Origin of the sequence: Azospirillum sp. TSO5 (assembly GCF_003116065.1) — a bacterium.
In the GTDB taxonomy this organism is placed as follows: Bacteria; Pseudomonadota; Alphaproteobacteria; order Azospirillales; family Azospirillaceae; genus Azospirillum.
Genome location: NZ_LGQY01000054.1, coordinates 1 through 22,533 on the forward strand (window position 1 = coordinate 1; position 22,533 = coordinate 22,533).

Consider the following 22,533-nt stretch of genomic DNA (forward strand, 5'->3'; position numbering starts at 1 on the left):
TGTCATTCGTCATGCTTCGCAACATCGATCGAATCACAAGGGACTGAAATCACTCAATTCTTTTCGGGTCAGGCTCTTAGCCGAACCGCGCTCCAAGTATAAGTCGCTCATCCTATTTTCCCAAAATCTCCCCACCACAGGACCAAATTCCCATACCCTCTCCGCAATGCCCACCCATTTGCGGAGCCACCCCATGCCGCTCGACAGCCGCACCCTCGCCGATGACCGTTTCCCCCGCTGGGCCGAGGAGCCGCCGGTGCCCGCCGAAGGCTCTCTGGTCCCCGGATCGCAGTTCCACGAGGAGCAATGGATCATGGCCGCCGGCATGCTGGCGCGCGGCAGCAGCTTCCTTCAGGTCTCCCGTGCGATGGGCTGCAGCCGCACCACCCTGTGGCGCGCCTATTACGGGTCCAAGGATTTCCGTCACAGGGTGTGGTGGGAACGGCAGGCGCTGAACCGCGAGGCCGAACTCCGCCTGTCCTCGATCCGCGCCCTGGTCGCCGAGCAGATCGAGCGGCTGGTCTCCATGGGCGATCCGGCGACGGTGCGCTGGCTGGCCGACCGGCTGGGGCTGTTCGCCGGTCACGACCTCCCGGCGCCCCAGCGGCAGGCCGCGCACGCCGACCAGCGGCCCGACCTCCACCCCGGCTCCCACGCCGACCGGCATCCCGACCAGCCGCCCGCTCCCCGGCGGCCCGCCCCCAAACCCGCCCCGACACCCGAAGATCCGCCGGCCGTCACCGTCCCCGAACTCGACGACGACCTCCCCGGAGACCTGCGCGAGCGCATCCCTCCCAACCCCGAGATGGTCGCCGCCATCCTGGCCCGGCCGGAGGCGGCGGGGCCGAAGGGGCTCTATCCCTGGACCGTCAACCCCGACGATCCCTATCCCGGCCTCAACCCCGGCCCGGTGAACCGCCGCGCCGCCGGTCCGTTCTCCCATCGCCGGTAGGGGGTCCGCCGGCCGATGGAACATCCGCTCAATCCTGTTCCACGCTGTTCCATCCCCCGCCGGCAAGGCCCCAATCGCGGGGTTGATCGCGCCGCCGTTCTGTCCGACCCTGCGGGTCCGTTGGAACACTGAGGATCACGCGATGACCGCCGGCCCAGCCGTCACCCCAGCCTTCACCTGCGTGCTCGACGCCCGTGCCAAACTGGGGGAGGGGCCGGTCTGGTCGGTGGACGAACAGGCGCTCTATTGGGTCGACATCAAGGGCCGGGCGCTGAACCGCTTCGACCCCGCCACCGGCGCCACCCGTGCGATGGCTCTGCCGGAGGAGATCGGCTGCGTCGCCCCGTGCAAGGGCGGCGGCTTCATCGCCGGCCTGCGCTCCGGCCTGTGGCAGCTGGACGGGGAGGGCGGGTTGGTCGCCTGTCTCGCCGCCAATCCGGAGGACCAGGGCGCCAGCCGCTTCAACGACGGCAAGACCGATCCCGCCGGCCGCTATCTGGCCGGCACGCTGGACGAGCCGAAGGCCGGCGGCAAGGCGCATCTCTACCGCTATGACCGGCGCGGGCTGGCGGTTCTGGCCGGCGGGCTGCTGACCTCCAACGGCCTCGCCTTCAGCCCGGACGGGCGGACCCTGTACCACGCCGACACGCCGACCTTCACCGTGCGCCGCTACCGCTACGACCCGGCCACCGGCGCGATCTCGGACGGCGGGATCTTCATCCGGCTGGAGCCGAAGGACGGCGACCGCGGCCGGCCGGACGGCGCGGCGGTGGATGCGGAGGGCTGCTATTGGACGGCGCTCTATGAGGGCGGCCGGGTCGCACGCTTCTCCCCCGATGGCCGGTTGCTGTCGGAGCATCCGCTGCCGGCGCGCTGCCCGACCATGGTGGCCTTCGGCGGTCCCGACCTGCGCACGCTCTACGTCACCACCGCCAGCGCCGGCCGCCCGGCCGACGAGTTGGAACGCTTCCCGCAGTCCGGCGGCCTGTTCGCCATGCCGGTGGAGGTGCCGGGCCTGCCGGTGCCGCCCTTCGACCCGGCGACGTGAGAGGGGAGGGGAGCCGGCGATGTTCCGCAAGTTCGTCTATCTGCTGGCGCTGTCCCGCGAAAAGCATTTCGGCCGTGCGGCGGAAAGCTGCCACGTCTCGCAGCCCACCCTCTCCAACGCCATCCGCCAGCTGGAGGAGGAGCTTCAGGTCCCCATCGTCGAGCGCGGCCAGAAGTTCGAAGGCTTCACGCCGGAGGGGATGAAGGTGCTGGAATATGCCCGCCGCATCGTCGGCGAGCGCGACAACCTGCGCCACGAGCTGCTGGCCCTGGCCCAGGGCGTCACCGGCCATCTGCGGCTCGGCGCCATCCCCACCGCCCTGCCGGCGGTGCCGCATGTGCTGACGCCCTTCGCCACGCGCTTCCCGCACATCCGCTCCAGCATCGTGTCGCTCAGCTCGCGCGAGATCCAGCGCGGGCTCGACGAGTTCGAACTCGACGCCGCCATCACCTATCTCGACAACGAACCGCTGAACAACGTCCGCACCCTGCCGCTCTACACCGAGCGCTATTACCTGCTGGCCCGCCGCGACGAGTTGCCGGAGGAGCTGGTCGCGCAGGGGGCGGTCGCCTGGGAGAAGGCGGCCGATCTGCGGCTCTGCCTGCTGACTCCCGACATGCAGAACCGCCGCATCGCCGACACCGCCTTCCGCATGACCGGGCGGACGGTGCAGGCGGCGATGGAGACCAACTCCATCGTCAGCCTCTACACCATCGTGCGCACCGGCACCTGCGCCAGCATCGTTCCCGGCCAGCTGCTGACCGTCGTCCCGCCGCATGCCGACATCATCGCCCTGCCGCTGGTCGACCCGGAGCTGAGCCACGTCGTCGGCCTCGCCTACGCCGACCGCGACCCGCCGCCGCCGCTGGCCAGGGCGCTGGCGGTGGCGGCATCCGACGCCGACATCGCCCAGCGGATCGCGATCAGCGTCGCCGAGGCGATGATCCCCTGGCGGGTGGCGATCCGCTGACGGGCTGTTCTTGATAGCCAAAAGCTATCAGCCCATCGGAAAATACAATTTGCTGGCATACCGTATCCTCCGACACTCTGACGGTGCCGGGCGACGAGAGACGCCTGGAAAAAGCCAACAGAGCCAAGCCAGAACGACGCCGACTTCAAGACCGGCGCGGACGATCGCAAGGAGGGATACCCGTGAACGCTTGCCATCCGTGGAGCGCTGAGCGCGCCATGACGATTGTCGAAAGCAATCGGCATCTGCGCGGCGCCCTGCTGCCGATCCTTCACGCCCTGCAGGAAGAGTTCGGCTACATCGACGAACAGGCCATCCCCCTGCTGGCGACGGAGCTGAACCTCTCGCGCGCCGACGTGCATGGCGTGGTGTCCTTCTATCACGAATTCCGCCGCGAAAAGCCCGGCCGCCACATCATCAAGGTCTGCCGGGCGGAGGCCTGCCAGTCGATGGGCGCCAACGCGCTGGTCGACCACATCAAGAAGAGCCTGCAGGTCGATTTCCACGGCACCACCGCCGACGGCGCCTTCACGCTGGAACCGGTCTTCTGCCTCGGCAATTGCGCCCTGTCGCCCGCCGTCATGATCGACGAGAACCTGCACGGCCGGGTCTCGCCCGACCGCTTCGACGAACTGGCGGCCGAGACGCGGGCCAACCCGACGGCCCACCAGCAAATCCCCAGGCAAATCCATGGGGCCCTCAGCCAGAAGGGTCACGCGCAATGAGCGGCCATCTGATCACCGTCTTCGTCCCGCGCGACTCCGCCGCCCTGTCCGTCGGCGCCGATGCCGTGGCCGCCGCCATCCGGGCCGAGGCCGTCAAGCGTGACCTGCCCCTGCGCATCGTCCGCAACGGCTCGCGCGGCATGCTCTACCTGGAACCGCTGGTCGAGATCGAAACCCCGGACGGCCGCGTCGCCTACGGCCCGGTCACCCCCGCCGACGTGCCCGGCCTGTTCGACGCCGGCTTCCTGACCGGCGGTGAGCATGCCCTGGGCCACGGCCTGACCGAGGAAATCCCCTACTTCAAGAAGCAGGAGCGGCTGACCTTCGCCCGCTGCGGCATCATCGATCCACTGTCGGTCGAGGATTACCGCGCCCATGGCGGCTTCCGGGGCCTCGAAAACGCGCTGGCGATGTCCCAGGCGGAGATCGTCCAGGCGGTGACCGACAGCGGCTTGCGCGGTCGTGGCGGTGCCGGCTTCCCCACTGGCATCAAGTGGAACACGGTGATGCAAGCCCCGGCGGACGAGAAGTTCGTCTGCTGCAATGCCGACGAGGGCGACAGCGGCACCTTCGCCGACCGCATGATCATCGAAGGCGACCCCTTCTGCCTGATCGAGGGCATGACCATCGCCGCCATCGCGGTGGGAGCGACCTCCGGCTACGTCTACATGCGCTCGGAATACCCGCACGCCACCGCGACCCTGCGCCATGCCATCAAGCTGGCCTATGACGAGGGTTGGCTCGGCGACAACATCCACGGCACCAACCGCACCTTCCATCTCGACGTCCGCGTCGGCGCCGGCGCCTACATCTGCGGCGAAGAGACCGCGATGCTGGAAAGCCTGGAGGGCAAGCGCGGCATGGTCCGCGCCAAGCCGCCGCTGCCGGCGCTGGAGGGCCTGTTCGGCAAGCCGACCGTGGTCAACAACGTGCTGTCGCTCTGCTCGGTGCCGATCATCCTCGACAAGGGTGGCGCGTATTACCGCGACTTTGGCGTTGGCCGGTCACGCGGCACGCTGCCCTTCCAGCTCGCCGGCAACATCAAGAATGGCGGCATCGTCGAGAAGGCCTTCGGTATCACCCTGCACGAGCTGTTGTACGAGTATGGCGGCGGCACCATCACCGGCCGGCCGATCCGCGCGGTGCAGGTCGGCGGCCCGCTCGGCGCCTACCTCCCGCCCTCGCAGTTCGACCTGCCCAAGGATTACGAGGCCTTCGCCGCGCAGGAGGCGATGGTCGGCCATGGCGGCATCGTTGTCTTCGACGACAGCGTCGACATGGCCCAGCAGGCGCGCTTCGCCATGGAATTCTGCGTGGCGGAATCCTGCGGCAAGTGCACCCCCTGCCGCATCGGCTCGACCCGCGGGATGGAGACTCTGGACAAGATCATCGCCGGCAAGAATGTTGACGCGAACCTCGAACTGCTCGCCGACCTCTGCGACGTGATGGTGGACGGCTCGCTCTGCGCCATGGGCGGCATGACGCCCTATCCGGTGCGCAGCGCGGTGAAGCACTTCCCGGAAGACTTCCGCAAGAAAGCCCCGGCCGTTCGCGTCACCCACATCGCCGCCGAATAACGAGCGCCCCAGGAGCACCCGAGATGACCCTCATCCACGAGACCGACTACGGCACCCCGGCCCGCGTCTCCGAGACCCTGGTGACGCTGGAGATCGACGGCCGCGCGATCACCGTTCCCGAAGGCACCTCCGTGATGCGCGCCGCGATGGACGCCGGCATCACCGTGCCGAAGCTGTGCGCGACCGACAGCCTGGAACCCTTCGGCTCCTGCCGCCTCTGCGCGGTGGAGATCGAGGGGCGCCGCGGCACCCCGGCCTCCTGCACCACCCCCGTCGCCCCCGGCATGAAGGTCCACACCCAGACCGACAAGCTGGCCAAGCTGCGCCGCGGCGTGATGGAGCTCTACATCTCCGATCATCCGCTCGACTGCCTGACCTGCGCCGCCAATGGTGACTGCGAGTTGCAGGATATGGCGGGCGCCGTCGGCCTGCGCAACGTGCGGTACGGTTTCGACGGCGAAAACCATCGCGCCGCCGCGAAGGACGAAAGCAACCCGTATTTCACCTTCGACGCTTCCAAGTGCATCGTCTGCTCGCGCTGCGTCCGCGCCTGCCAGGAGACCCAGGGCACCTTCGCGCTGACCATCGACAGCCGCGGCTTCGCCTCCTCGGTGTCGCCGGGCGCCAAGGAAAGCTTCATGGACAGCGAGTGCGTGTCCTGCGGCGCCTGCGTCCAGGCTTGCCCGACCGCGACCCTGACCGAGAAGTCGATCATCGAGCACGGCCAGCCCGAGCACAGCGTCATCACCACCTGCGCCTATTGCGGCGTCGGCTGCTCCTTCAAGGCCGAACTGCAGGGCACCACCGTGGTCCGCATGACGCCGTGGAAGAATGGCGGCGCCAACGAGGGGCATAGCTGCGTCAAGGGCCGCTTCGCCTGGGGTTACGCCACCCACAAGGACCGCATCATGAAGCCCATGGTGCGCGAGAAGATCACCGACCCGTGGCGCGAAGTGTCGTGGGAAGAGGCGATCGCCTACGCCGCCGAGCGGCTGAAGGCGGTGCAGGCCAAATATGGCCGGGGCTCCATCGGCGGCATCACCTCGTCGCGCTGCACCAACGAAGAGGTCTATGTCGTCCAGAAGATGATCCGGGCCGCCTTCGGCACCAACAACATCGACACCTGCGCCCGCGTCTGCCATTCGCCGACCGGCTATGGCCTGTCGCAGACCTTCGGCACCTCGGCCGGCACCCAGGATTTCAAGAGCGTCGACAAGTCCGACGTCATCCTGGTCATCGGCGCCAACCCGACCGACGGCCACCCGGTGTTCGGTTCCCGCATGAAGAAGCGCCTGCGTGCCGGGGCCAAGCTGATCGTCATCGATCCGCGCCGCATCGATCTGGTGCGCAGCCCGCACGTCCAGGCCGAGCACCATCTCCAGCTCCAGCCCGGCACCAACGTCGCCGTGGTCAACGCCATTGCTCACGTCATCGTCACCGAAGGGCTGGTCAACCGCGCCTTCGTCGAGGAGCGTTGCGATCCGAAGGAATTCGCGAAGTGGGAGGCGTTCATCGCCGAGCACCGCAACTCGCCGGAATATCTGGAATCGCGCACCGGCGTTCCGGCCGATCAGATCCGCGCCGCCGCCCGTCTCTATGCCACCGGCGGCAACGCCGCGATCTACTACGGCCTGGGCGTGACCGAGCACAGCCAGGGCTCCAGCACGGTGATGGCGATTGCCAACCTCGCGATGGCGACCGGCAACATCGGCCGCGAGGGCGTCGGCGTGAACCCGCTGCGCGGTCAGAACAACGTGCAGGGCTCCTGCGACATGGGCTCCTTCCCGCACGAGCTGCCGGGCTACCGCCACGTGTCGGACGACCTCGTCCGCCAGGAGTTCGAGGCCGCCTGGGGCGTCACGCTGGATCCGGAACCGGGCCTGCGTATTCCCAACATGTTCGACAGCGCCCATGACGGCAGCTTCCGCGGCCTGTTCGTGCAGGGCGAGGACATCGTCCAGTCCGATCCCAACACCACCCACGTCACCTCGGCCTTGGAAGCGCTGGACATCGTCATCGTCCAGGACCTGTTCCTGAACGAGACGGCGGCCTTCGCCCACGTCTTCTTCCCCGGCACCTCCTTCCTGGAGAAGGACGGCACCTTCACCAACGCCGAGCGCCGCATCAACCGCGTCCGCAAGGCGATGCCGTCCAAGGTTGGCAAAGACGAGCATTGGGTCGCCTGCGCGCTGGCGACGGCGATGGGCTACCCGATGCATTACGAGACCACGTCGGAGATCATGGACGAGATCGCGAGGCTGACCCCGACCTTCCGCGGCGTCAGCTTCGAGAAGCTCGACCGCGTCGGCAGCGTCCAGTGGCCCTGCACCGGGTTCGAGGACGACGACACCGGCATGGCGATCATGCATGGCGAGACCTTTGCCCGCGGTCTCGGCCGCTTCGTGGTCACCGAATATGTGCCGACCGATGAGCGGACCACGCGGATGTACCCGCTGGTGCTGACCACCGGCCGCATCCTCGCCCACTATAATGTCGGCGCCCAGACCCGGCGCACCGCCAACGTGGCGTGGCATCCGGAGGACGTGCTGGAGATCAACGCTGTGGACGCCGAGATCCGCGGCGTCAAGGACGGCGACATGGTGTCGCTCGCCAGTCGCATGGGGGCGACCACGCTGCGTGCCGTCATCTCCGACCGCATGCCGGCCGGCGTCGTCTACACCACCTTCCACCACCCCGTGACCGGCGCCAACGTCATCACCACGGAAAATTCGGACTGGGCGACCAACTGCCCCGAATACAAGGTGACGGCGGTGCAGGTCGCCCGCAGCAACCAGCCGTCCGACTGGCAGGTCGACTACGCGAAGAACGACGTCGAGCGCAAGCGCATCGCCGCCGCCAACGTCATCGCCGCCGAGTAATGGCCTGAGGAGTGGGAAGCATGACCGCGATGCCTTCTGGTTCCATCCGTCCTGACGACAGCCTCATGTGCTCCATCGCCGTCACCGGCACCGGCTTTGCCGCCGGTGTCGGGGTGGAGGAGGGGGCGGACGTCGAATGGCAGGTGCCGGAGGAAACCGCGGTCGCTTTCGAATATAACGGCCGCTCCCATGCCGTGATGATGGCGACCCCCGCCGATCTGGAAGACTTCGCGCTGGGCTTCAGCCTCGCCGAGGAGATCGTCGGGACCGCCGCCGATATCGAGAAAATCGCCGTGCGGGAAACGCCGCTGGGCTTCGTCGTCAACCTGACGGTCGACCCATTGCGGCTCCTGCGCGGAAGCCTGCGCAGCCGCTCCATGGAGGGGCGGAGCGGCTGTGGCCTGTGCGGCGTGGACAGTCTTGTCCACGCCGTTCGGGAGCCCCGCAAGATCGAAACCTCGCTGGAGGTCGACCCGGCCGCCGTGGCCGCCGCCTTCCGCGCCCTGCCGGACCATCAGCCGATGAACCGGGCCAACCGCTCGGTCCACGCGGCCGCGTGGTGCGCGCCGGACGGCAGCATCCGCTTGGCACGCGAGGATGTCGGCCGCCACAACGCGCTGGACAAGCTGATCGGCGCCATCGCCGGTTCTGGTGCCGACCCGGCCGGCGGCTTCGTGGTGATGACCAGCCGCTGCAGCTTCGAACTGGTGCAGAAGACCGCCGCAGTGGGCATTCCGCTGCTGGCGACCATCTCGGCCCCGACGGCGCTGGCGCTGGAACTGGCGCGCAACGCCAACCTGACTCTGGGCGCGCTGTCGCGCCGCGACACCGTCATCCTGTTCCGCTGATACCAACCCATTCCGGAGACACCGATGAGCCACACGAACCACGCCAAGGATCTGGTCCGGATGGCGAACCAGATCGCCGTCCATTTCGCCACCTACCCCCATGAGGAGGCTGTGACGGAGACGGCGACCCACATCCGCAAATTCTGGGATCCGCGTATGCGCGCCGGCCTGTTCGCCCATGTCCAGTCCGGCGGCGAAGCCGACCTGCACGAAGTGGCCCGCGGTGCCGTGGGCGTGTTGCAGGCGCAATAAAGCCCTCTCCCGCCCCGGGAGAGGGAGGGGACCCACGAAGTGGGGAGGGTGAGGGGTGATGCAAGAAACCAGAAGCGCATGGTTCCTTGCACTACCCCTCACCCTTCCCATGCTGCGCATGGGCCCCTTCCCTCTCCCGGGGCGGGAGAGGGAAAACTCTGTCCTCACATCCCGGTCGAAGCCGGCAGCGGCTTCACCGGCGCCGGGGTGGAGGCCGACGACAGCGGCGTCGGCGCATGGGCGGTCGGGACCGGCAGCGGCGCCGGCTTCGACAGCGGGCGCGGCGTCGAGGCCGGCGTCACCGGATTTGCCGCTGCCGGATTCGCCGACATGGCCGGAGCCGCCGAACCCGATTGGCCGGACGGAGTCGCCAGCGTGGGCGGATCCTCGTAGATGTCCGGGTGGACGCGCACCACGCCGGAGGTGTCGACCGACGCGTTCCAGTAGACGAAGCGCACGGGGATGGCGTTCGGCAGCCGGATCGTCTTGGTCTCCCCGGTGTCGAGCTGCTGGCTGATGACGGCCGGCGTCACCTTGGCCGCACCCAGCAGCGTTTCCGCCATCATCCGGGCATCCTCCAGCCGCACGCAGCCGGAGCTGGCGGCGCGCAGGTCGCGGCTGAACAGCCTGGGGTCGTTGGTGCCGTGCAGGAAGATGCCGTCGCCGTTGGTCAGGTTGAAGCGGAAGCGGCCCAGCGCGTTGTCGTCGCCCGGCTTCTGGACGATGCGCACGCGGCCGGGATCGACCGACCACCAGTTGATCGACTGCGTGTTGACCACCTCCGATCCGTCCAGATAGACGGCGGCGTTCTTGATACCGGTGGTGCCCTTCTTGCGCAGGGCCGGCAGCTTGTCCTCGCTCAGCACCGTCGGCGGGACGGTCCAGGTCGGGTTGATGGTGACGCTGGTGATCTTGTCCTGCAGCAGCGGCGTCTTGCGCGACGGCCGGCCGACCACAGCCCGCATGGTGAAGGCGGGGCGGCCATGCTCGATGAGGGTGACGGACTGGCCGGGCAGGTTGACCAGCACCGTGGTGTCGGGGATGGAGGCCTGCTGCGCTCGCATCGCCGCGGCGGCGCGGCGCAGAAGCGCGACGGTCTGCGCCGGGGTGCGGTCCAGCGCCTGGCGCGTCACCTCGCCCACCTTGCCGTCGGGCTGCAGCCCCTCGGCAAGCTGGAAGGCGCGCACGGCGGTCTCGACATCCTCGTTGAAGCTGTCGGTCCATTTGTCGGCGGGCAGATAGCCCAGCTCGATCAGACGGCGCGACACCTTGCCGACGCGATCGGCCAACGGCGAGCGCACGGTGATGACGACCGGCGGTGCGGGTTCGACCGGGGCGATGCCGGGCAGGGTGGGGGCCTGCGCCTGGACATCGGCAGGGGGCACGTCCATCGCCGGGGCGACGCTCTCGACCATGCCGCCGTCGCCCAGCTTCACCACCGCGCCATAGCCGACGCGGGTGGCCGGCGCCTTGGGCGCGTTCTGGATTTCCTGCGCGCGCTGCTCCAGCGCCGTGGCCCAGCCGGCCACCAGCGGCGGCTTGGCGGCGTGCGCCGCCTCCTTCGCCGCTGCGGCCAGCGCCGGACCGCTCAGGACGACGCCGACCAGCCCGCCGACCAGGCAGAAGGCGGCGGAGCGGCGGGAGATCGGGCGGCGGAGATCATGCATGGCGATGGGACCGGAACGTGAACGGAAAGGATCGAGCGCTGTATCCTTCGATGAGCCTTCCTCGATCCGCAAGCGACATTTGGTGTCGGCAGCTCTGCTGTTCACACTGTTGCTCCCTTGCATCGCCGTCCCACTCGCCGGCGGCTGTCTCCGTTACACGCGCTCATCCAGCAGTTGGACGCTGAGGCGGCGGTTTTATTCCGAACCTTCGCCGGTGGTACGGCGATGGAGGCGCTGGCGTGGCCGTATGTGTCATTTGACGTAGATACCGCCTTTCGCATGCGCGGTAGCTTTTCCCCCGACGATGTGGCGAAGCCCCGGAGCAACCGGGGCGCCAAAGGAAGGGGGCAACTTCATGCGGACCAAGCAACTGACGTCCAGCTTCGGGATCAGCGCGCTGGCCGGTCTGGCCATGGGCGCGATGGCGTCCTTCGCGATGCCGGCCCAGGCGGCGGACGACACCATCAAGGTGGGCATCCTGCACTCCCTGTCCGGCACGATGGCGATCAGCGAGACGACGTTGAAGGACGTCATGCTGATGCTGATCGACGAGCAGAACAAGAAGGGCGGCCTGCTGGGCAAGAAGCTGGAGCCGGTGGTGGTCGATCCGGCCTCCAACTGGCCGCTGTTCGCCGAAAAGGCGCGCGAGCTGATCAGCAAGGACAAGGTGTCGGCCGTGTTCGGCTGCTGGACCTCGGTCAGCCGCAAGTCGGTGCTGCCGGTGTTCGAGGAACTGAACAACATCCTCTTCTACCCGGTCCAGTATGAGGGCGAGGAGTCCTCCCGCAACGTCTTCTACACCGGCGCCGCTCCGAACCAGCAGGCGATCCCGGCCGTCGATTACCTGATGCAGAAGGAGAAGGTCCAGCGCTGGGTGCTGGCCGGCACCGACTACGTCTATCCGCGCACGACCAACAAGATCCTCGAAGCCTACCTGAAGGGCAAGGGCGTCAAGCCCGAGGACATCATGATCAACTACACGCCGTTCGGGCATTCCGATTGGCAGTCGATCGTGGCGGACATCAAGAAGTTCGGGTCGGCCGGCAAGAAGACCGCCGTCGTCTCCACCATCAACGGCGACGCCAACGTTCCCTTCTACAAGGAGCTGGGTAACCAGGGCGTGAAGGCCGAGGACATCCCGGTCGTCGCCTTCTCGGTCGGCGAAGAGGAACTGGCCGGCATCGACACCAAGCCGCTGCTCGGCCATCTGGCCGCCTGGAACTACTTCCAGTCGGTCGAGACCCCGGCCAATGCCGAGTTCATCAAGTCGTGGAAGGCCTACACCAAGAACGACAAGCGCGTCACCAACGACCCGATGGAAGCCCATTACATCGGCTTCAACATGTGGGTGAAGGCGGTCGAGGCGGCCGGCACCACCGAGCCGGACAAGGTCATCGACGCCATGGTCGGCGTGTCGGTCCCGAACCTGACCGGCGGCTATTCGGCGATGCTGCCGAACCACCACATCACCAAGCCGGTGTTGATCGGCGAAGTGCAGGAGAACGGCCAGTTCGACGTCGTCTCCAAGACCTCGGGCCTTGTCCCGGGCGACGAGTGGTCGGACTATCTGCCGGACAGCAAGGACCTGATCGCCGACTGGCGCAAGCCGATGTCCTGCGGCAACTTCAACGTGAAGACCGGCAAGTGCGGCGGCAAGGGGTCGTGACGGTAGCGTTCGCTGACTTGATCGTCTGAGTGGTCGCGACGCTTGCCCCCTCCCTAACCCTCCCCCGCCTTCCGGCGGTGGAGGGGATCTCTCCCTCTCCCGCGTCAGCGGGGGAGGGTCGGGGAGGGGGCAAGCGTCAGCGCATTTTGAACGTTCTCCCGACATCCGCCCCCCGCACCAAAGGACCCGCGATGCGACGCGCTCTCCGCTGGCTGATGGCCGTCTGTGTGGTGGTCGCCACATCGACCGCCGCACTCGCCGCTGACCTCCGCCCGCTTGTCCAGGCCCTGGGCAGCGGCGGCTATTCCGGAACCGAAAAGGCCCTGGCGCAACTGTCCGAGGCCGGCGACCCTGCCGCCGTGCCGGTGATCGAGGCGCTCCAGGCCGGCGACCTCTATGTGCGCAAGGCCGACGGCACCGTGGTCGTCGCCCGCAAGGCCGGCGACGCCTTCACCCTGACCGACCCGCTGACCCGCGCCGCGCTTGGCGATGCGCCGGCCGCCGCGGTCGAGAAGATCCGCATCAACAATTCGCTGCGCCGCGCCATCAGCGCCTCGCTGGGTGCCCTGACCCTGATGAGCCCCGATGCCGGCGTCCGCCGCTCCGCCGCCGATGCGGTGTTCAAGAGCCGCGACGCCAACGCGCTGCCGACGTTGCAGAAGGCCATCGACAAGGAGCAGGACAAGGGCGTCCGCGCCGCCATGGAGCAGGCGCGCGCCGCGATCCTGCTGACCGGCGAAGCCGCGTCGAAGATGAGCGATGCCGAAATCCAGTCGGCGACCGACACGCTGGCCGCCCGCGGCGACCGCGACGCGCTGGTCCTGCTGAACATGGTCGCCGGCTCCGGTGCGTCCGATGTCACCAAACGCTCGGCCGCCGCCGCCGTCTCCACCCTGGAACAGAAGCTGGCCTTTTGGGCCGCGCTGCAAAATCTCTGGTACGGGCTGTCGCTGGGCTCGGTGCTGCTGCTGGCCGCCATCGGGCTGGCCGTCACCTTCGGCGTGATGGGCGTCATCAACATGGCCCATGGCGAGATGGTGATGATCGGCGCCTACACCACCTTCCTGGTGCAGGAGTTCTTCCGCGCCCATGCCCCCGGCCTGTTCGACCTGTCGATCCTGGTGGCGCTGCCCGCCGCCTTCATCGTGTCGGGCGGCGTCGGCATCATCATCGAGCGCAGCGTGATCCGCTGGCTCTACGGCCGTCCGCTGGAAACGCTGCTCGCCACCTGGGGCCTGTCGCTGGCGCTCCAGCAGGCGGTGCGCTCCATCTTCGGCCCGACCAACCGCGAGGTCGGCGCGCCGAGTTGGATGTCCGGCGCCTTCGAACTGGGTGGCCTGACCATCACCTACGGCCGGCTGTGGATCGTCATCTTCGCCTTCGCCGTCTTCGCCGCGCTGCTGGTGGCGCTGAAGCGCACCTGGTTCGGCCTGTCTATCCGGGCGGTGACGCAGAACCGGCCGATGGCCAACGCCATGGGCATCCGCACCGCGCGGGTGGATGCGCTGACCTTCGGCCTCGGCTCCGGCATCGCCGGGCTGGCCGGTGTGGCGCTGAGCCAGATCGACAATGTCAGCCCGAACCTGGGCCAGGGCTACATCATCGACAGCTTCATGGTCGTGGTGTTCGGCGGGGTGGGCAACCTGTGGGGCACGCTCGTCGGCGCGCTGACGCTGGGCTCCATCAACAAGTTCCTTGAGCCTTACGCCGGTGCGGTGCTGGGCAAGATCCTGGTGCTGATCTTCATCATCCTGTTCATCCAACGGCGTCCGCGCGGCCTGTTCGCGCTGAAGGGCCGCGCGGTGGAGGCCTGATCCGATGCTGCTGCGCTTTTTCCTGATGGGGCTGGACCGCAAGGCCGGGATCGTCCTGACGATCCTCGCCATCCTGGCGGTGGCGGTTCCGGTGATGACGCTGTGGGTGCCGGCGGACTCGCCCTTCCACCTGTCGGTCTTCACCGTCTCGCTCTTGGGCAAATACCTGTGCTTTGCGCTGCTGGCGCTGGCGCTGGACCTTGTCTGGGGCTATTGCGGCATCCTGTCGCTCGGCCATGCCGCCTTCTTCGCGCTCGGCGGCTATGCCATGGGCATGTACCTGATGCGGCAGATCGGGCCGCGCGGCGTCTACGGCAACCCGGTCCTGCCCGACTTCATGGTCTTCCTGAACTGGAAGGAGCTGCCCTGGTATTGGCTGGGCTTCGACCAGTTCTGGTTCGCCGCCATCATGGTGCTGGTGGTGCCGGGGGCGCTGGCCTTTGCCTTCGGCTGGTTCGCCTTCCGCAGCCGCGTCACCGGCGTCTACCTGTCGATCATCACCCAGGCGCTGACCTTCGCCCTGCTGCTGGCCTTCTTCCGTAACGACATGGGCTTCGGCGGCAACAACGGCCTGACCGACTTCAAGGACATCCTCGGCTACGACATCCAGGCCGACACCACCCGCGTCGCCCTGTTCGTGGCGACGGTGGCCGCCCTGGCGCTCTCCTACATGATCGCGTCCGGCGTCATCGGGTCGAAGCTGGGCAAGGTGCTGGTGGCGCTGCGCGACGCCGAAAGCCGCGTCCGTTTCATGGGCTACGACACCGAAAGCTACAAGCTGTTCGCCTGGACCCTGTCGGCCTGCATGGCCGGCGTTGCCGGCGCCCTCTATGTCCCGCAGGTCGGGATCATCAATCCGTCGGAATTCGCCCCGGCCAGTTCGATCGAGGCGGTGATCTGGGTCGCGGTCGGCGGGCGCGGCACGCTGGCCGGCGGCATCCTCGGCGCGGTGCTGGTCAACATGGGCAAGAGCTATTTCACCGGCGCCCTGCCGGAGCTGTGGCTGTTCGCGCTGGGCGGCCTGTTCGTGGCGGTCACCCTGTTCCTGCCCAAGGGCCTGCTGGGGCTGGGCGCGCAGTTGAAGGCCAAGCTGCCCGGCCGCAAGACCCCCGCCCTCCCCAACGCCCAAACCGCCGACCAGAAGGGAGCCTGACCCATGAGCGCGGAATCGACCCTTCTCTATCTCGACGGCGTGTCGGTCAGCTTCGACGGCTTCAAGGCGCTGAACAGCCTGTCGCTGGTGATGATGCCGGGCGAGATGCGGGCGATCATCGGCCCCAACGGCGCCGGCAAGACGACGATGATGGACGTCATCACCGGCAAGACCCGCCCCGACACCGGCACCATCCTGTTCGAGGGCGACACCGACCTGACCCGACTGCGCGAGGCCGCCATCGCCAATCTCGGCATCGGCCGCAAGTTCCAGCGCCCGACCGTCTTCGAGCCGCACAGTGTGTGGGACAACCTCGAACTGGCGCTGAAGGCGCCGCGCCGGCCGCTGAAGACGTTGACCTACGCCATCAGCCGCGACGACCGGTCCCGCATCGAGGAAATCCTCGACATCACCCGCCTGTCAGCCCTGCGCAACCGTCAGGCCGGGAGCCTGTCGCACGGGCAGAAGCAGTGGCTGGAGATCGGCATGCTGCTGGCCCAGGACCCCAAGCTTCTGCTGGTCGACGAGCCGGTGGCCGGCATGACCGACGCCGAGACCGAACAGACCGCCGAACTGCTGTGCAGCATCGCCGGCAAGCATTCGGTGATCGTGGTGGAGCATGACATGAGCTTCGTCCGTGCGCTCGGCGTCAAGGTCACGGTGCTGGCCGAAGGCTCCGTCCTGGCCGAAGGCTCGCTGGACGCGGTCAGCGCCAATCAACAGGTCATCGACACCTATCTCGGCCGCTGACGGGAGATCCCAAGATGCTGGACGTTCGCTCTCTCGATCTGCATTACGGCGCCGCACAGGCCCTGCGCAGCGTTTCCATGAAGGCCGAAATCGGCAAAGTCACGTGCTTGGTCGGCCGTAACGGCGTCGGCAAATCCAGCCTGCTGCGCGCCATCGTCGGGCTGAAGCCGGTGTCCGGCGGCTCCATCGGCTGGGACGGCGCCGACGTGACCAAGATGGCGCCCGCCGACCGGGCGCGCCGCGGCATCGCCTATGTCCCGCAGGGGCGCGAGATCTTCCCGCTGCTGACCGTGCGGGAAAACCTGCTGACCGGCTACGCCCCGCTGCCGCGCTCGCAGCGCTCCATCCCCGACGAGGTGTTCGAGCTGTTCCCGGTGCTGAAATCCATGCTGGACCGCCGTGGCGGCGACCTGTCCGGCGGCCAGCAGCAGCAGCTCGCCATCGGCCGCGCCCTGGTGACCCGGCCGCGCCTGCTGGTGCTGGACGAGCCGACCGAGGGCATCCAGCCCTCCATCATCAAGGACATCGGCCGCGCCATCTCCTATCTGCGCGACAAGGGCACCATGGCGATCCTGCTGGTGGAGCAGTATTTCGACTTCGCACGCGACCTTGCCGACGACTGGGTGGTAATGGAACGCGGCGAAGTGATGCTGTCCGGCCCGCGCAGCGGCCTCGACGAGCAGGAGGTTCGCAAATACCTGACGGTGTGATGCCAGCGGAATGATGCCTGCGGAATAACCCCGCCTCCGGGTGCGTCCTTCCTCCATCGGGTCCGTCGTCCGGCGGACCGGTTTTGGGGAGGAACCGCAGAATGACGTCCGCACTCCGTTTCACCGCCGCCGCCATCGGCCTGGGAGCCGTGCTGTTCGGCGCGCCCGCCTTCGCCCAGGAAAAAGAGCCGGCCATGATGGGCAAGACCGCGATGGGGCCCGTCCTGACCGACGCGAAGGGCATGACGCTCTACGTCTTCGACAAGGACAGCGCCGGCAAGTCGGCCTGCAACGGCCCTTGCGCGACCAACTGGCCGCCGCTGATGGCTCCCGCCTCCGCCAAGCCGATGGGCAAATACACGGTGGTCACCCGCGACGACGGCAGCCACCAGTGGGCCTACAACGGCAAGCCGCTCTACACCTGGGCCAAGGACATGAAGCCCGGCGACGCCACCGGCGACGGCGTGAACAATGTCTGGCATGTGGCGAAGCCGTAATCCCCTGTTTCGTGGCGTCGTGGTGGTCTTCCACCCCACGACGCCGCGCAATTTCGGGGTATATTCCGACTGTCGAGGTAATTCGCAAACGTCGACTTCGCAGGCGGCGCTCTTTAATGGTCGTTAAGGATCGAAACCGCAAGATGTCCTCACCGTCATCTTGCTCATGGAGCAGCAGGCCATGTCGATCTACAACGCCGCGTCGTTCGAAGCCACCCCCTCCGCCGAACCGAAGGTCCGCAAGATGAGCGGTCTGCCGCGACTGGCGGTGTGGACCGTGATGATAGGCGCGCCCTGGGTGGTGATCGTGCAGGCGGTGCGCCTGATCTTTTAAATCTGGCGCACTCCCCTTCACACCCTTACTGGGCCGGTACCACCCAGGGTTCCAGCGCGCCGATCTTCCTGGCCCGCTTCTCGTCCGCCGACAGTTTGAAATTATGCCCATAGGGCGCGCTCTCGAACGAGCCGTATCCGGGATTGGCCAGCATCAGCCAGTCGCGCCCGAAATGCTCCTTCACCGTCTCATAGGCCTTCATCCGCTCCGCCTCGCTGCCGTTGGCGGAATCGGTGAAGTCGTTGAAATTGTCGCCGAACAGCAGGACGATCCGGTAATCCTTGGCGATGAAGGCACGGCGTGCGCTCTTCGCCGAACCCCACTCCTGCTTTTCCTTCGACATCAGGAAGGTATCGACGTTCCCGCCCATCGGGAAGCCCAGCGCCTGCGCGTTGCGGCGGGTCGGCTCCTCCTGGTCGGCGCTGCGGTTGGTGACGTAGAAGACCTTGACGCCCTTCGACTCGGCATATTGGGTGAACTCCACCGCACCCGGCACCGCCGTCGCCTTTTCCGCCTTCACCCAGGCGTCCCAGGTCTTGGGCGAGAAGTCGGTGCCGCTGGTCACCAGACCGGTCTGATAGGCGGAGTTGTCCATCGCCGTTTCGTCCAGGTCCAGCACCACCGCCGGCGGCAGGTCCTGGTAATTGCCGGTCTGCTCGGTCGCCGCGGTCCAGTTCTTGTCGGCCAGCGCCTTGTCCAGCTGGACCTTGCCCAGCGCGTAGACCGCCAGCGCGTTGGCCTTGTACTCGACCGACCGCTGCATCCACAGCTCGGCGTTCAGCAGGTCGCTCTGCGGCACCGAGCCTTGAGGTGCCGGATCAGCCGCCAGGGCGGGCCCGGCGAGAAGGGATAGGACAACCGCACCGGACAGCAGCGACCAGCGCCCGGAACAGGCGGAATTGCGCATCGACACACCCATCCATCAAGTGTCATGGAACCGTCATCGAAACACAGATCCGGACGCTTGGCGACGGTCGTGTGACCCATGCGTCACGGTACCCCGATACGTTCTCCCGGTTCCTTCCAGCGCAGCGGGATCGCCGCCTTCCGCCGCCATCCGCGCTCCACCTGCAGGCTCCAGCTTCGTTGGGCGTCGGGCAGGGTAGGGTCGGGCTCCCAATCGATGCTAACCGCCCCGGTCAGGTGCAGCACGTCGCCGCCGGCGACATCGACCAGCAGCAGCCCGGCGCGCGGGTTCAGCAGCATGTTGCCCAGTGTGTTGAAATAGCGGTTGCCGGCATAGTCGGGCACGATCAGCCGGTCCCCCTCGATCCGGATGAATCCCGCCGGCCCGCCCCGGTGCGACACATCCAGCCGGCCGTCACGCCCCGCCGACGAGGCGGAGGCGACGAAGGCGGTGTCGGCCGCACCGATCAGCCGCCGCGCCTCACTGTCCAGCCTGGCCAGCGTTTCCACGGCTCCGGCGGGGGAGGGGGCCTCTTCCTCCACCCAGCGGACATGGATGTATTGCGGGCAGTTGCCGAAGCTCTCCTCCACCGCCATGGCGAAGGCCAGCCCGTCGCGCGCCGCCACCCGGCCGTTCACCCGGTTGCGGCGCCGGGTGGCGGGGTCGATGCCCAGCGCCGCCACCGGTTCCCCCACCGCCGGTCCGGCCGGCCAGGGCTGCCACGCGCCATGGTCGGGCCGCACCCACAGCGTCTGCGGGTCGGTGGCGGAGACGAAGCCGGGGGCGCCGGTCAGCACCCCGGCCGTCGGGTCGCCGGCCTCGTCACGCGCGGCGACCAGCAGCCAGGGCAGCAGCGGAAAGAACTGCTGATGCTGGGGAATCAGCCGGTCGCGGATCGGCGCCGACGGCACGCGGAACCCGGCCCGCGCCTGCGCCTCCCGCTCGCCGGGATGGAAGGGGTCGGGGATGCGGTCCTGGTCCATGGCCGTGCTCCTTCGGTCGCGGTGGCGGGTGTTCAGGCGGGTTGCGGAATAGCGCTCTGCGGCATCGGTGTCAGTGCCGGGATCGCCTCCACCCGCTCCAGCCAGCGGCGGACCGCCGGATAGGGGTCGAGCGGGATGTGGCCTTCCGGCGCGCGGGCGACATAGGCGTAGCAGGCGATGTCAGCGATGGTCGGCCGCTCCGCCGCCAGCCACTCGCGGCTTGCCAGATGACCATCCATGAAGCGCAGCACGCGCCCGGCGACCGCCTGCGCGTCGGTCAGCGAAGCGGCTCCGCCCCACAGCGTCAGGATCCGCGCCAGCGCCGGCCCGAAGCGCAGGTCGCCGGCCGCGATCGACAGCCAGCGCTGCACCCGCGCCGCGTCCTCCGGCGCCTTCGGGTTCCACAGGCCGGAGGCGTCATAGCGGTCGGCGAGATAGACCAGAATGGCGACGGAGTCCGGCAGGACGAGGTCGCCGTCGACCAGCACCGGGATCTGCCCGAAGGGGTTCAGGGCGAGGAAGCTCTCCGACCGCCGCAGCTCGGCGCCGGCCTCGACATAGCGGTAAGGCAGGCCGAGGATGTTCAGAAAGGCTTCCACCCGATGGGTGTGCCCTGACAGCGGCGTGCCGTAGAGCGTGATGGCGGGCTCGGTGGTGATGCTCATCGGACGGTTCCCCTCGATGTCTGTTTCGCGGATGCCCACAGCCAACCACTTGCGCGCATCGGCAGGAATGCGCTTTCATCAAAAGGGACTCTTTCAGGAAGCGGAAGAATTGTGGACCGGCTGGACGAACTGGCAATCTTCGTGGCGATCCTGGAGGCCGGCAGCCTTGCCGGCGCGGCGAAGCGGCTGCGGCGGTCGGCTCCCGCGGTCACCCGCGCGCTGTCGGGGCTGGAGGAGCGGCTGGGCCTGCGGCTGATCGAGCGGACCACCCGCAACCTCGCACCCACCGACGCCGGCCGGCGGCTTGCCGAGCAGGCGCGCCGGCTGCTGGCCGACTATGACGAGGCGCTGGCCGCCACCGGCACCGACCGGCCCGTGCGCGGGCGGCTGCGCGTCACCGCGCCGGTGATGTTCGGACGCAAGCATGTGACGCCGCTGGTCCTCGACTTCATGCGGGCCTTTCCCGACATCCGGGTCGAACTGGTGCTGTCCGACGGCAACCTCGACCTGATCGAGGAGGAGCTGGACGTGGCGATCCGCATCGGCCCCTTGCCCGATTCCGGCCTCGTCGCCCGGCGGGTGGGGCAGGTCGGGCGCTATCTGGTCGCCGGCCCCGCCTACCTGGCGCGGCGCGGCACACCGACGACTCCGGAGGATCTGGCCGGCCACGACATCATCCTGTCGACCGCCCGGCCCCGGCCGCCCGACTGGCGCTTCCTGGTCGATGGGCGGGAGCGGGTGGTCCGGGTCACCCCGCGGCTCTCGGTCAGCCACATCGAGCCGGCGCTGCTCGCCGCCCGCGACGGCCATGGCATCGCCCGGCCGCTGTCCTATCAGGCGGCCGACGATCTCGCCGCCGGCAGCCTGGTGCGCCTGATGCCGCACACCGAGCCGGCGCCGCTGCCCGTCCATGTCGTGGTGCCGACGGCACGGCTGATGCCCGGCCGGGTTCGCGCCTTCCTCGACCATGCGGTGGAGGGGCTGTCGGCGCTGGCCGTCCTGCGTGGCTGAGGGGGCCGGAGCGGGGCCTCAGGGATCGCGGGCGACGCGGATGCCGTAGGCGGCATAGCCGATCTCCGCCCCGTCGATCCGGCGGACGGCCGACCGGACATAGCGCGGATTGCTGTGCCACGAACCGCCCCGCATCACCCGTTGCGGGCATTTCCCGCCGCCATCCGTCGCGCAGCCCTCCACCCACTGCCAGACATTGCCGAGCATGTCGTAGAGGCCGAAGCCGTTGGGCCGATAGCTGCCGACCGGCGCGGTGAACAGGGCGCCGTCACGGCAGTTCGCGACCTCCCAGTCGGTGAAGCGGTCCTTGGCGCTCAGGTCGGCCTCGTTCGCCGCATCGCACCCCTTGGCCGGATCGTCGCCCCACCAGCGGGCGGTCCGGGTGCCGGCACGGGCCGCATATTCCCACTCCGCCTCCGTCGGCAGGCGGTAGGGCTTGCCGGTCCGCCGGCTGAGCCAGTCCACATAGGCCTTGGCGTCGTACCAGCTGATGCAGACCGCCGGGTCCTGGTTCGTCTGGTCGAAGCCCGGCCGGCGCCAGGAGAAATGCCAGCGCGGCAGCAGCTCCGTCTCGCCGGCATAGCCGCGGCAGATCGTCCGTGGCTTGTAACCGCTGTCCTGGATGAATTGGGCATATTCACCACGGGTCACCGGGTATTTGCCGATGGCTACGGGGTGCTGGATCGACATCAGCCGTTGCAGCGGTTCGTCGGGAAAGCGCTCCTGTTCCGATTCGGGCGAGCCCTGGAGAAAGCTGCCGGGGGGGAGCGCCACCAGGACCGGGGCGTCGGGATGGTCCCAGATCTCGCGGGCCGGGTTGGCCGCCTGCCAGACCTGGAAGGCCGCCAGCCGTTCGGCGCGCCAGCCGGTCAGGTCCTCCGGTTCCGCCCGGCGCCAGCCGGCGAGGGCGGCCAACGCGAGGATGAGGACGACCACCGCACCCACGGATCCGGGCAGGGTGACTGGCATGGCGGGGATGCCTCTTGCGGGGGCGCCTTTGGCGGGGATGCGGATCATGCCCACCATATCCCCGCGATACCGCGTGTCCGGCAACCGCGCGTCCGTGTCCCGGTCGTGGCACTTCCCCACCGGTGCCGGACACGGGTGGCCGAAGCTCTGCCCTTT

General features: G+C 68.2%; 21 protein-coding genes. 16 read left to right on the forward strand and 5 right to left on the reverse strand.

The annotated features are described in order from the left end of the window. The first annotated feature begins 193 nt into the window (after nucleotides 1-193). The 8 genes from TSO5_RS15145 to TSO5_RS15180 all read left to right on the forward strand — a co-directional run bounded on the left by TSO5_RS15145 (nucleotide 194) and on the right by TSO5_RS15180 (nucleotide 9,251). Complete coding sequence (locus tag TSO5_RS15145) at nucleotides 194-952, forward strand: hypothetical protein (protein ID WP_109152338.1); 759 nt, start codon at nucleotides 194-196, stop codon at nucleotides 950-952. Nucleotides 953-1,094: 142 nt separating this feature from the next. Then, on the forward strand, nucleotides 1,095-2,000 hold the full coding sequence (locus TSO5_RS15150; protein WP_109152339.1) for an SMP-30/gluconolactonase/LRE family protein: 906 nt from the start codon (nucleotides 1,095-1,097) through the stop codon (nucleotides 1,998-2,000). A gap of 19 nt (nucleotides 2,001-2,019) precedes the next feature. Next, nucleotides 2,020-2,970 (forward strand): LysR family transcriptional regulator, encoded by a 951-nt coding sequence (locus tag TSO5_RS15155; protein WP_109152340.1) that lies wholly within the window; start codon nucleotides 2,020-2,022, stop codon nucleotides 2,968-2,970. A gap of 182 nt (nucleotides 2,971-3,152) precedes the next feature. After that, complete coding sequence (locus TSO5_RS15160) at nucleotides 3,153-3,695, forward strand: formate dehydrogenase subunit gamma (protein WP_109152341.1); 543 nt, start codon at nucleotides 3,153-3,155, stop codon at nucleotides 3,693-3,695. Then, nucleotides 3,692-5,272, forward strand: coding sequence for an NADH-quinone oxidoreductase subunit NuoF (locus TSO5_RS15165; protein ID WP_109152342.1), 1,581 nt, complete (start codon nucleotides 3,692-3,694; stop codon nucleotides 5,270-5,272). Before TSO5_RS15160 ends, TSO5_RS15165 begins: the two co-directional genes overlap by 4 nt. A 23-nt stretch (nucleotides 5,273-5,295) precedes the next feature. Then, nucleotides 5,296-8,151 carry a formate dehydrogenase subunit alpha gene (gene fdhF, locus TSO5_RS15170; RefSeq protein ID WP_109152343.1) on the forward strand — a complete coding sequence of 952 codons (2,856 nt, stop codon included), beginning with the start codon at nucleotides 5,296-5,298 and terminating at the stop codon, nucleotides 8,149-8,151. A gap of 20 nt (nucleotides 8,152-8,171) precedes the next feature. Then, nucleotides 8,172-8,999: a formate dehydrogenase accessory sulfurtransferase FdhD gene (gene fdhD, locus TSO5_RS15175; RefSeq protein ID WP_109152344.1), complete on the forward strand. Its 828-nt coding sequence runs from the start codon at nucleotides 8,172-8,174 to the stop codon at nucleotides 8,997-8,999. Between the two features lie 24 nt (nucleotides 9,000-9,023). Then, nucleotides 9,024-9,251 carry a formate dehydrogenase subunit delta gene (locus TSO5_RS15180; RefSeq protein ID WP_109152345.1) on the forward strand — a complete coding sequence of 76 codons (228 nt, stop codon included), beginning with the start codon at nucleotides 9,024-9,026 and terminating at the stop codon, nucleotides 9,249-9,251. Nucleotides 9,252-9,415: 164 nt separating this feature from the next. Here the strand turns inward: TSO5_RS15180 and TSO5_RS15190 are convergent, their stop codons facing one another. Beyond that, nucleotides 9,416-10,918, reverse strand: a complete 1,503-nt coding sequence (locus TSO5_RS15190; RefSeq protein WP_109152346.1) for a L,D-transpeptidase family protein — start codon at nucleotides 10,916-10,918, stop codon at nucleotides 9,416-9,418. Nucleotides 10,919-11,330: 412 nt separating this feature from the next. On the opposite strand from TSO5_RS15190, the gene urtA reads away from it, so the two are divergent. From urtA to TSO5_RS32945, 7 genes are all read left to right on the forward strand, one after another. After that, entirely contained in the window at nucleotides 11,331-12,584 is a 1,254-nt protein-coding gene (gene urtA / locus TSO5_RS15195) for an urea ABC transporter substrate-binding protein (protein WP_247870779.1), read from the forward strand. 191 nt (nucleotides 12,585-12,775) lie between these two features. Continuing rightward, complete coding sequence (gene urtB, locus TSO5_RS15200; protein ID WP_109152348.1) at nucleotides 12,776-14,398, forward strand: urea ABC transporter permease subunit UrtB; 1,623 nt, start codon at nucleotides 12,776-12,778, stop codon at nucleotides 14,396-14,398. Between the two features lie 4 nt (nucleotides 14,399-14,402). Next, nucleotides 14,403-15,551, forward strand: a complete 1,149-nt coding sequence (gene urtC, locus TSO5_RS15205; RefSeq protein WP_109152349.1) for an urea ABC transporter permease subunit UrtC — start codon at nucleotides 14,403-14,405, stop codon at nucleotides 15,549-15,551. A gap of 3 nt (nucleotides 15,552-15,554) precedes the next feature. After that, nucleotides 15,555-16,301 carry an urea ABC transporter ATP-binding protein UrtD gene (urtD, locus tag TSO5_RS15210; RefSeq protein ID WP_109152350.1) on the forward strand — a complete coding sequence of 249 codons (747 nt, stop codon included), beginning with the start codon at nucleotides 15,555-15,557 and terminating at the stop codon, nucleotides 16,299-16,301. A 14-nt stretch (nucleotides 16,302-16,315) separates the two neighbouring features. Beyond that, on the forward strand, nucleotides 16,316-17,011 hold the full coding sequence (urtE, locus tag TSO5_RS15215) for an urea ABC transporter ATP-binding subunit UrtE (protein ID WP_109152351.1): 696 nt from the start codon (nucleotides 16,316-16,318) through the stop codon (nucleotides 17,009-17,011). Between the two features lie 101 nt (nucleotides 17,012-17,112). Beyond that, nucleotides 17,113-17,508, forward strand: a complete 396-nt coding sequence (locus tag TSO5_RS15220; RefSeq protein WP_109152352.1) for a hypothetical protein — start codon at nucleotides 17,113-17,115, stop codon at nucleotides 17,506-17,508. 181 nt (nucleotides 17,509-17,689) lie between these two features. Further along, nucleotides 17,690-17,842, forward strand: coding sequence for a hypothetical protein (locus TSO5_RS32945; protein ID WP_199230908.1), 153 nt, complete (start codon nucleotides 17,690-17,692; stop codon nucleotides 17,840-17,842). A 25-nt stretch (nucleotides 17,843-17,867) separates the two neighbouring features. Here TSO5_RS32945 and TSO5_RS15225 read toward each other — a convergent pair whose 3' ends face one another. From TSO5_RS15225 to TSO5_RS15235, 3 genes are all read right to left on the reverse strand, one after another. Further along, a complete protein-coding gene (locus tag TSO5_RS15225) occupies nucleotides 17,868-18,749 on the reverse strand; it encodes a 5'-nucleotidase, lipoprotein e(P4) family (RefSeq protein WP_109152353.1) in 882 nt (293 codons plus the stop codon). A gap of 83 nt (nucleotides 18,750-18,832) precedes the next feature. Then, entirely contained in the window at nucleotides 18,833-19,732 is a 900-nt protein-coding gene (locus TSO5_RS15230) for a pyridoxamine 5'-phosphate oxidase family protein (protein WP_109152354.1), read from the reverse strand. A gap of 32 nt (nucleotides 19,733-19,764) precedes the next feature. Beyond that, nucleotides 19,765-20,397: a glutathione S-transferase gene (locus TSO5_RS15235; protein ID WP_109152355.1), complete on the reverse strand. Its 633-nt coding sequence runs from the start codon at nucleotides 20,395-20,397 to the stop codon at nucleotides 19,765-19,767. 111 nt (nucleotides 20,398-20,508) lie between these two features. Here TSO5_RS15235 and TSO5_RS15240 point away from each other — a divergent pair, with 111 nt between their 5' ends. Beyond that, nucleotides 20,509-21,408: a LysR family transcriptional regulator gene (locus tag TSO5_RS15240; RefSeq protein ID WP_109152356.1), complete on the forward strand. Its 900-nt coding sequence runs from the start codon at nucleotides 20,509-20,511 to the stop codon at nucleotides 21,406-21,408. Between the two features lie 18 nt (nucleotides 21,409-21,426). On the opposite strand, the gene TSO5_RS15245 is transcribed toward TSO5_RS15240, so the two are convergent. Then, nucleotides 21,427-22,425 (reverse strand): formylglycine-generating enzyme family protein, encoded by a 999-nt coding sequence (locus TSO5_RS15245; RefSeq protein WP_247870778.1) that lies wholly within the window; start codon nucleotides 22,423-22,425, stop codon nucleotides 21,427-21,429. Nucleotides 22,426-22,533: the final 108 nt, after the last annotated feature.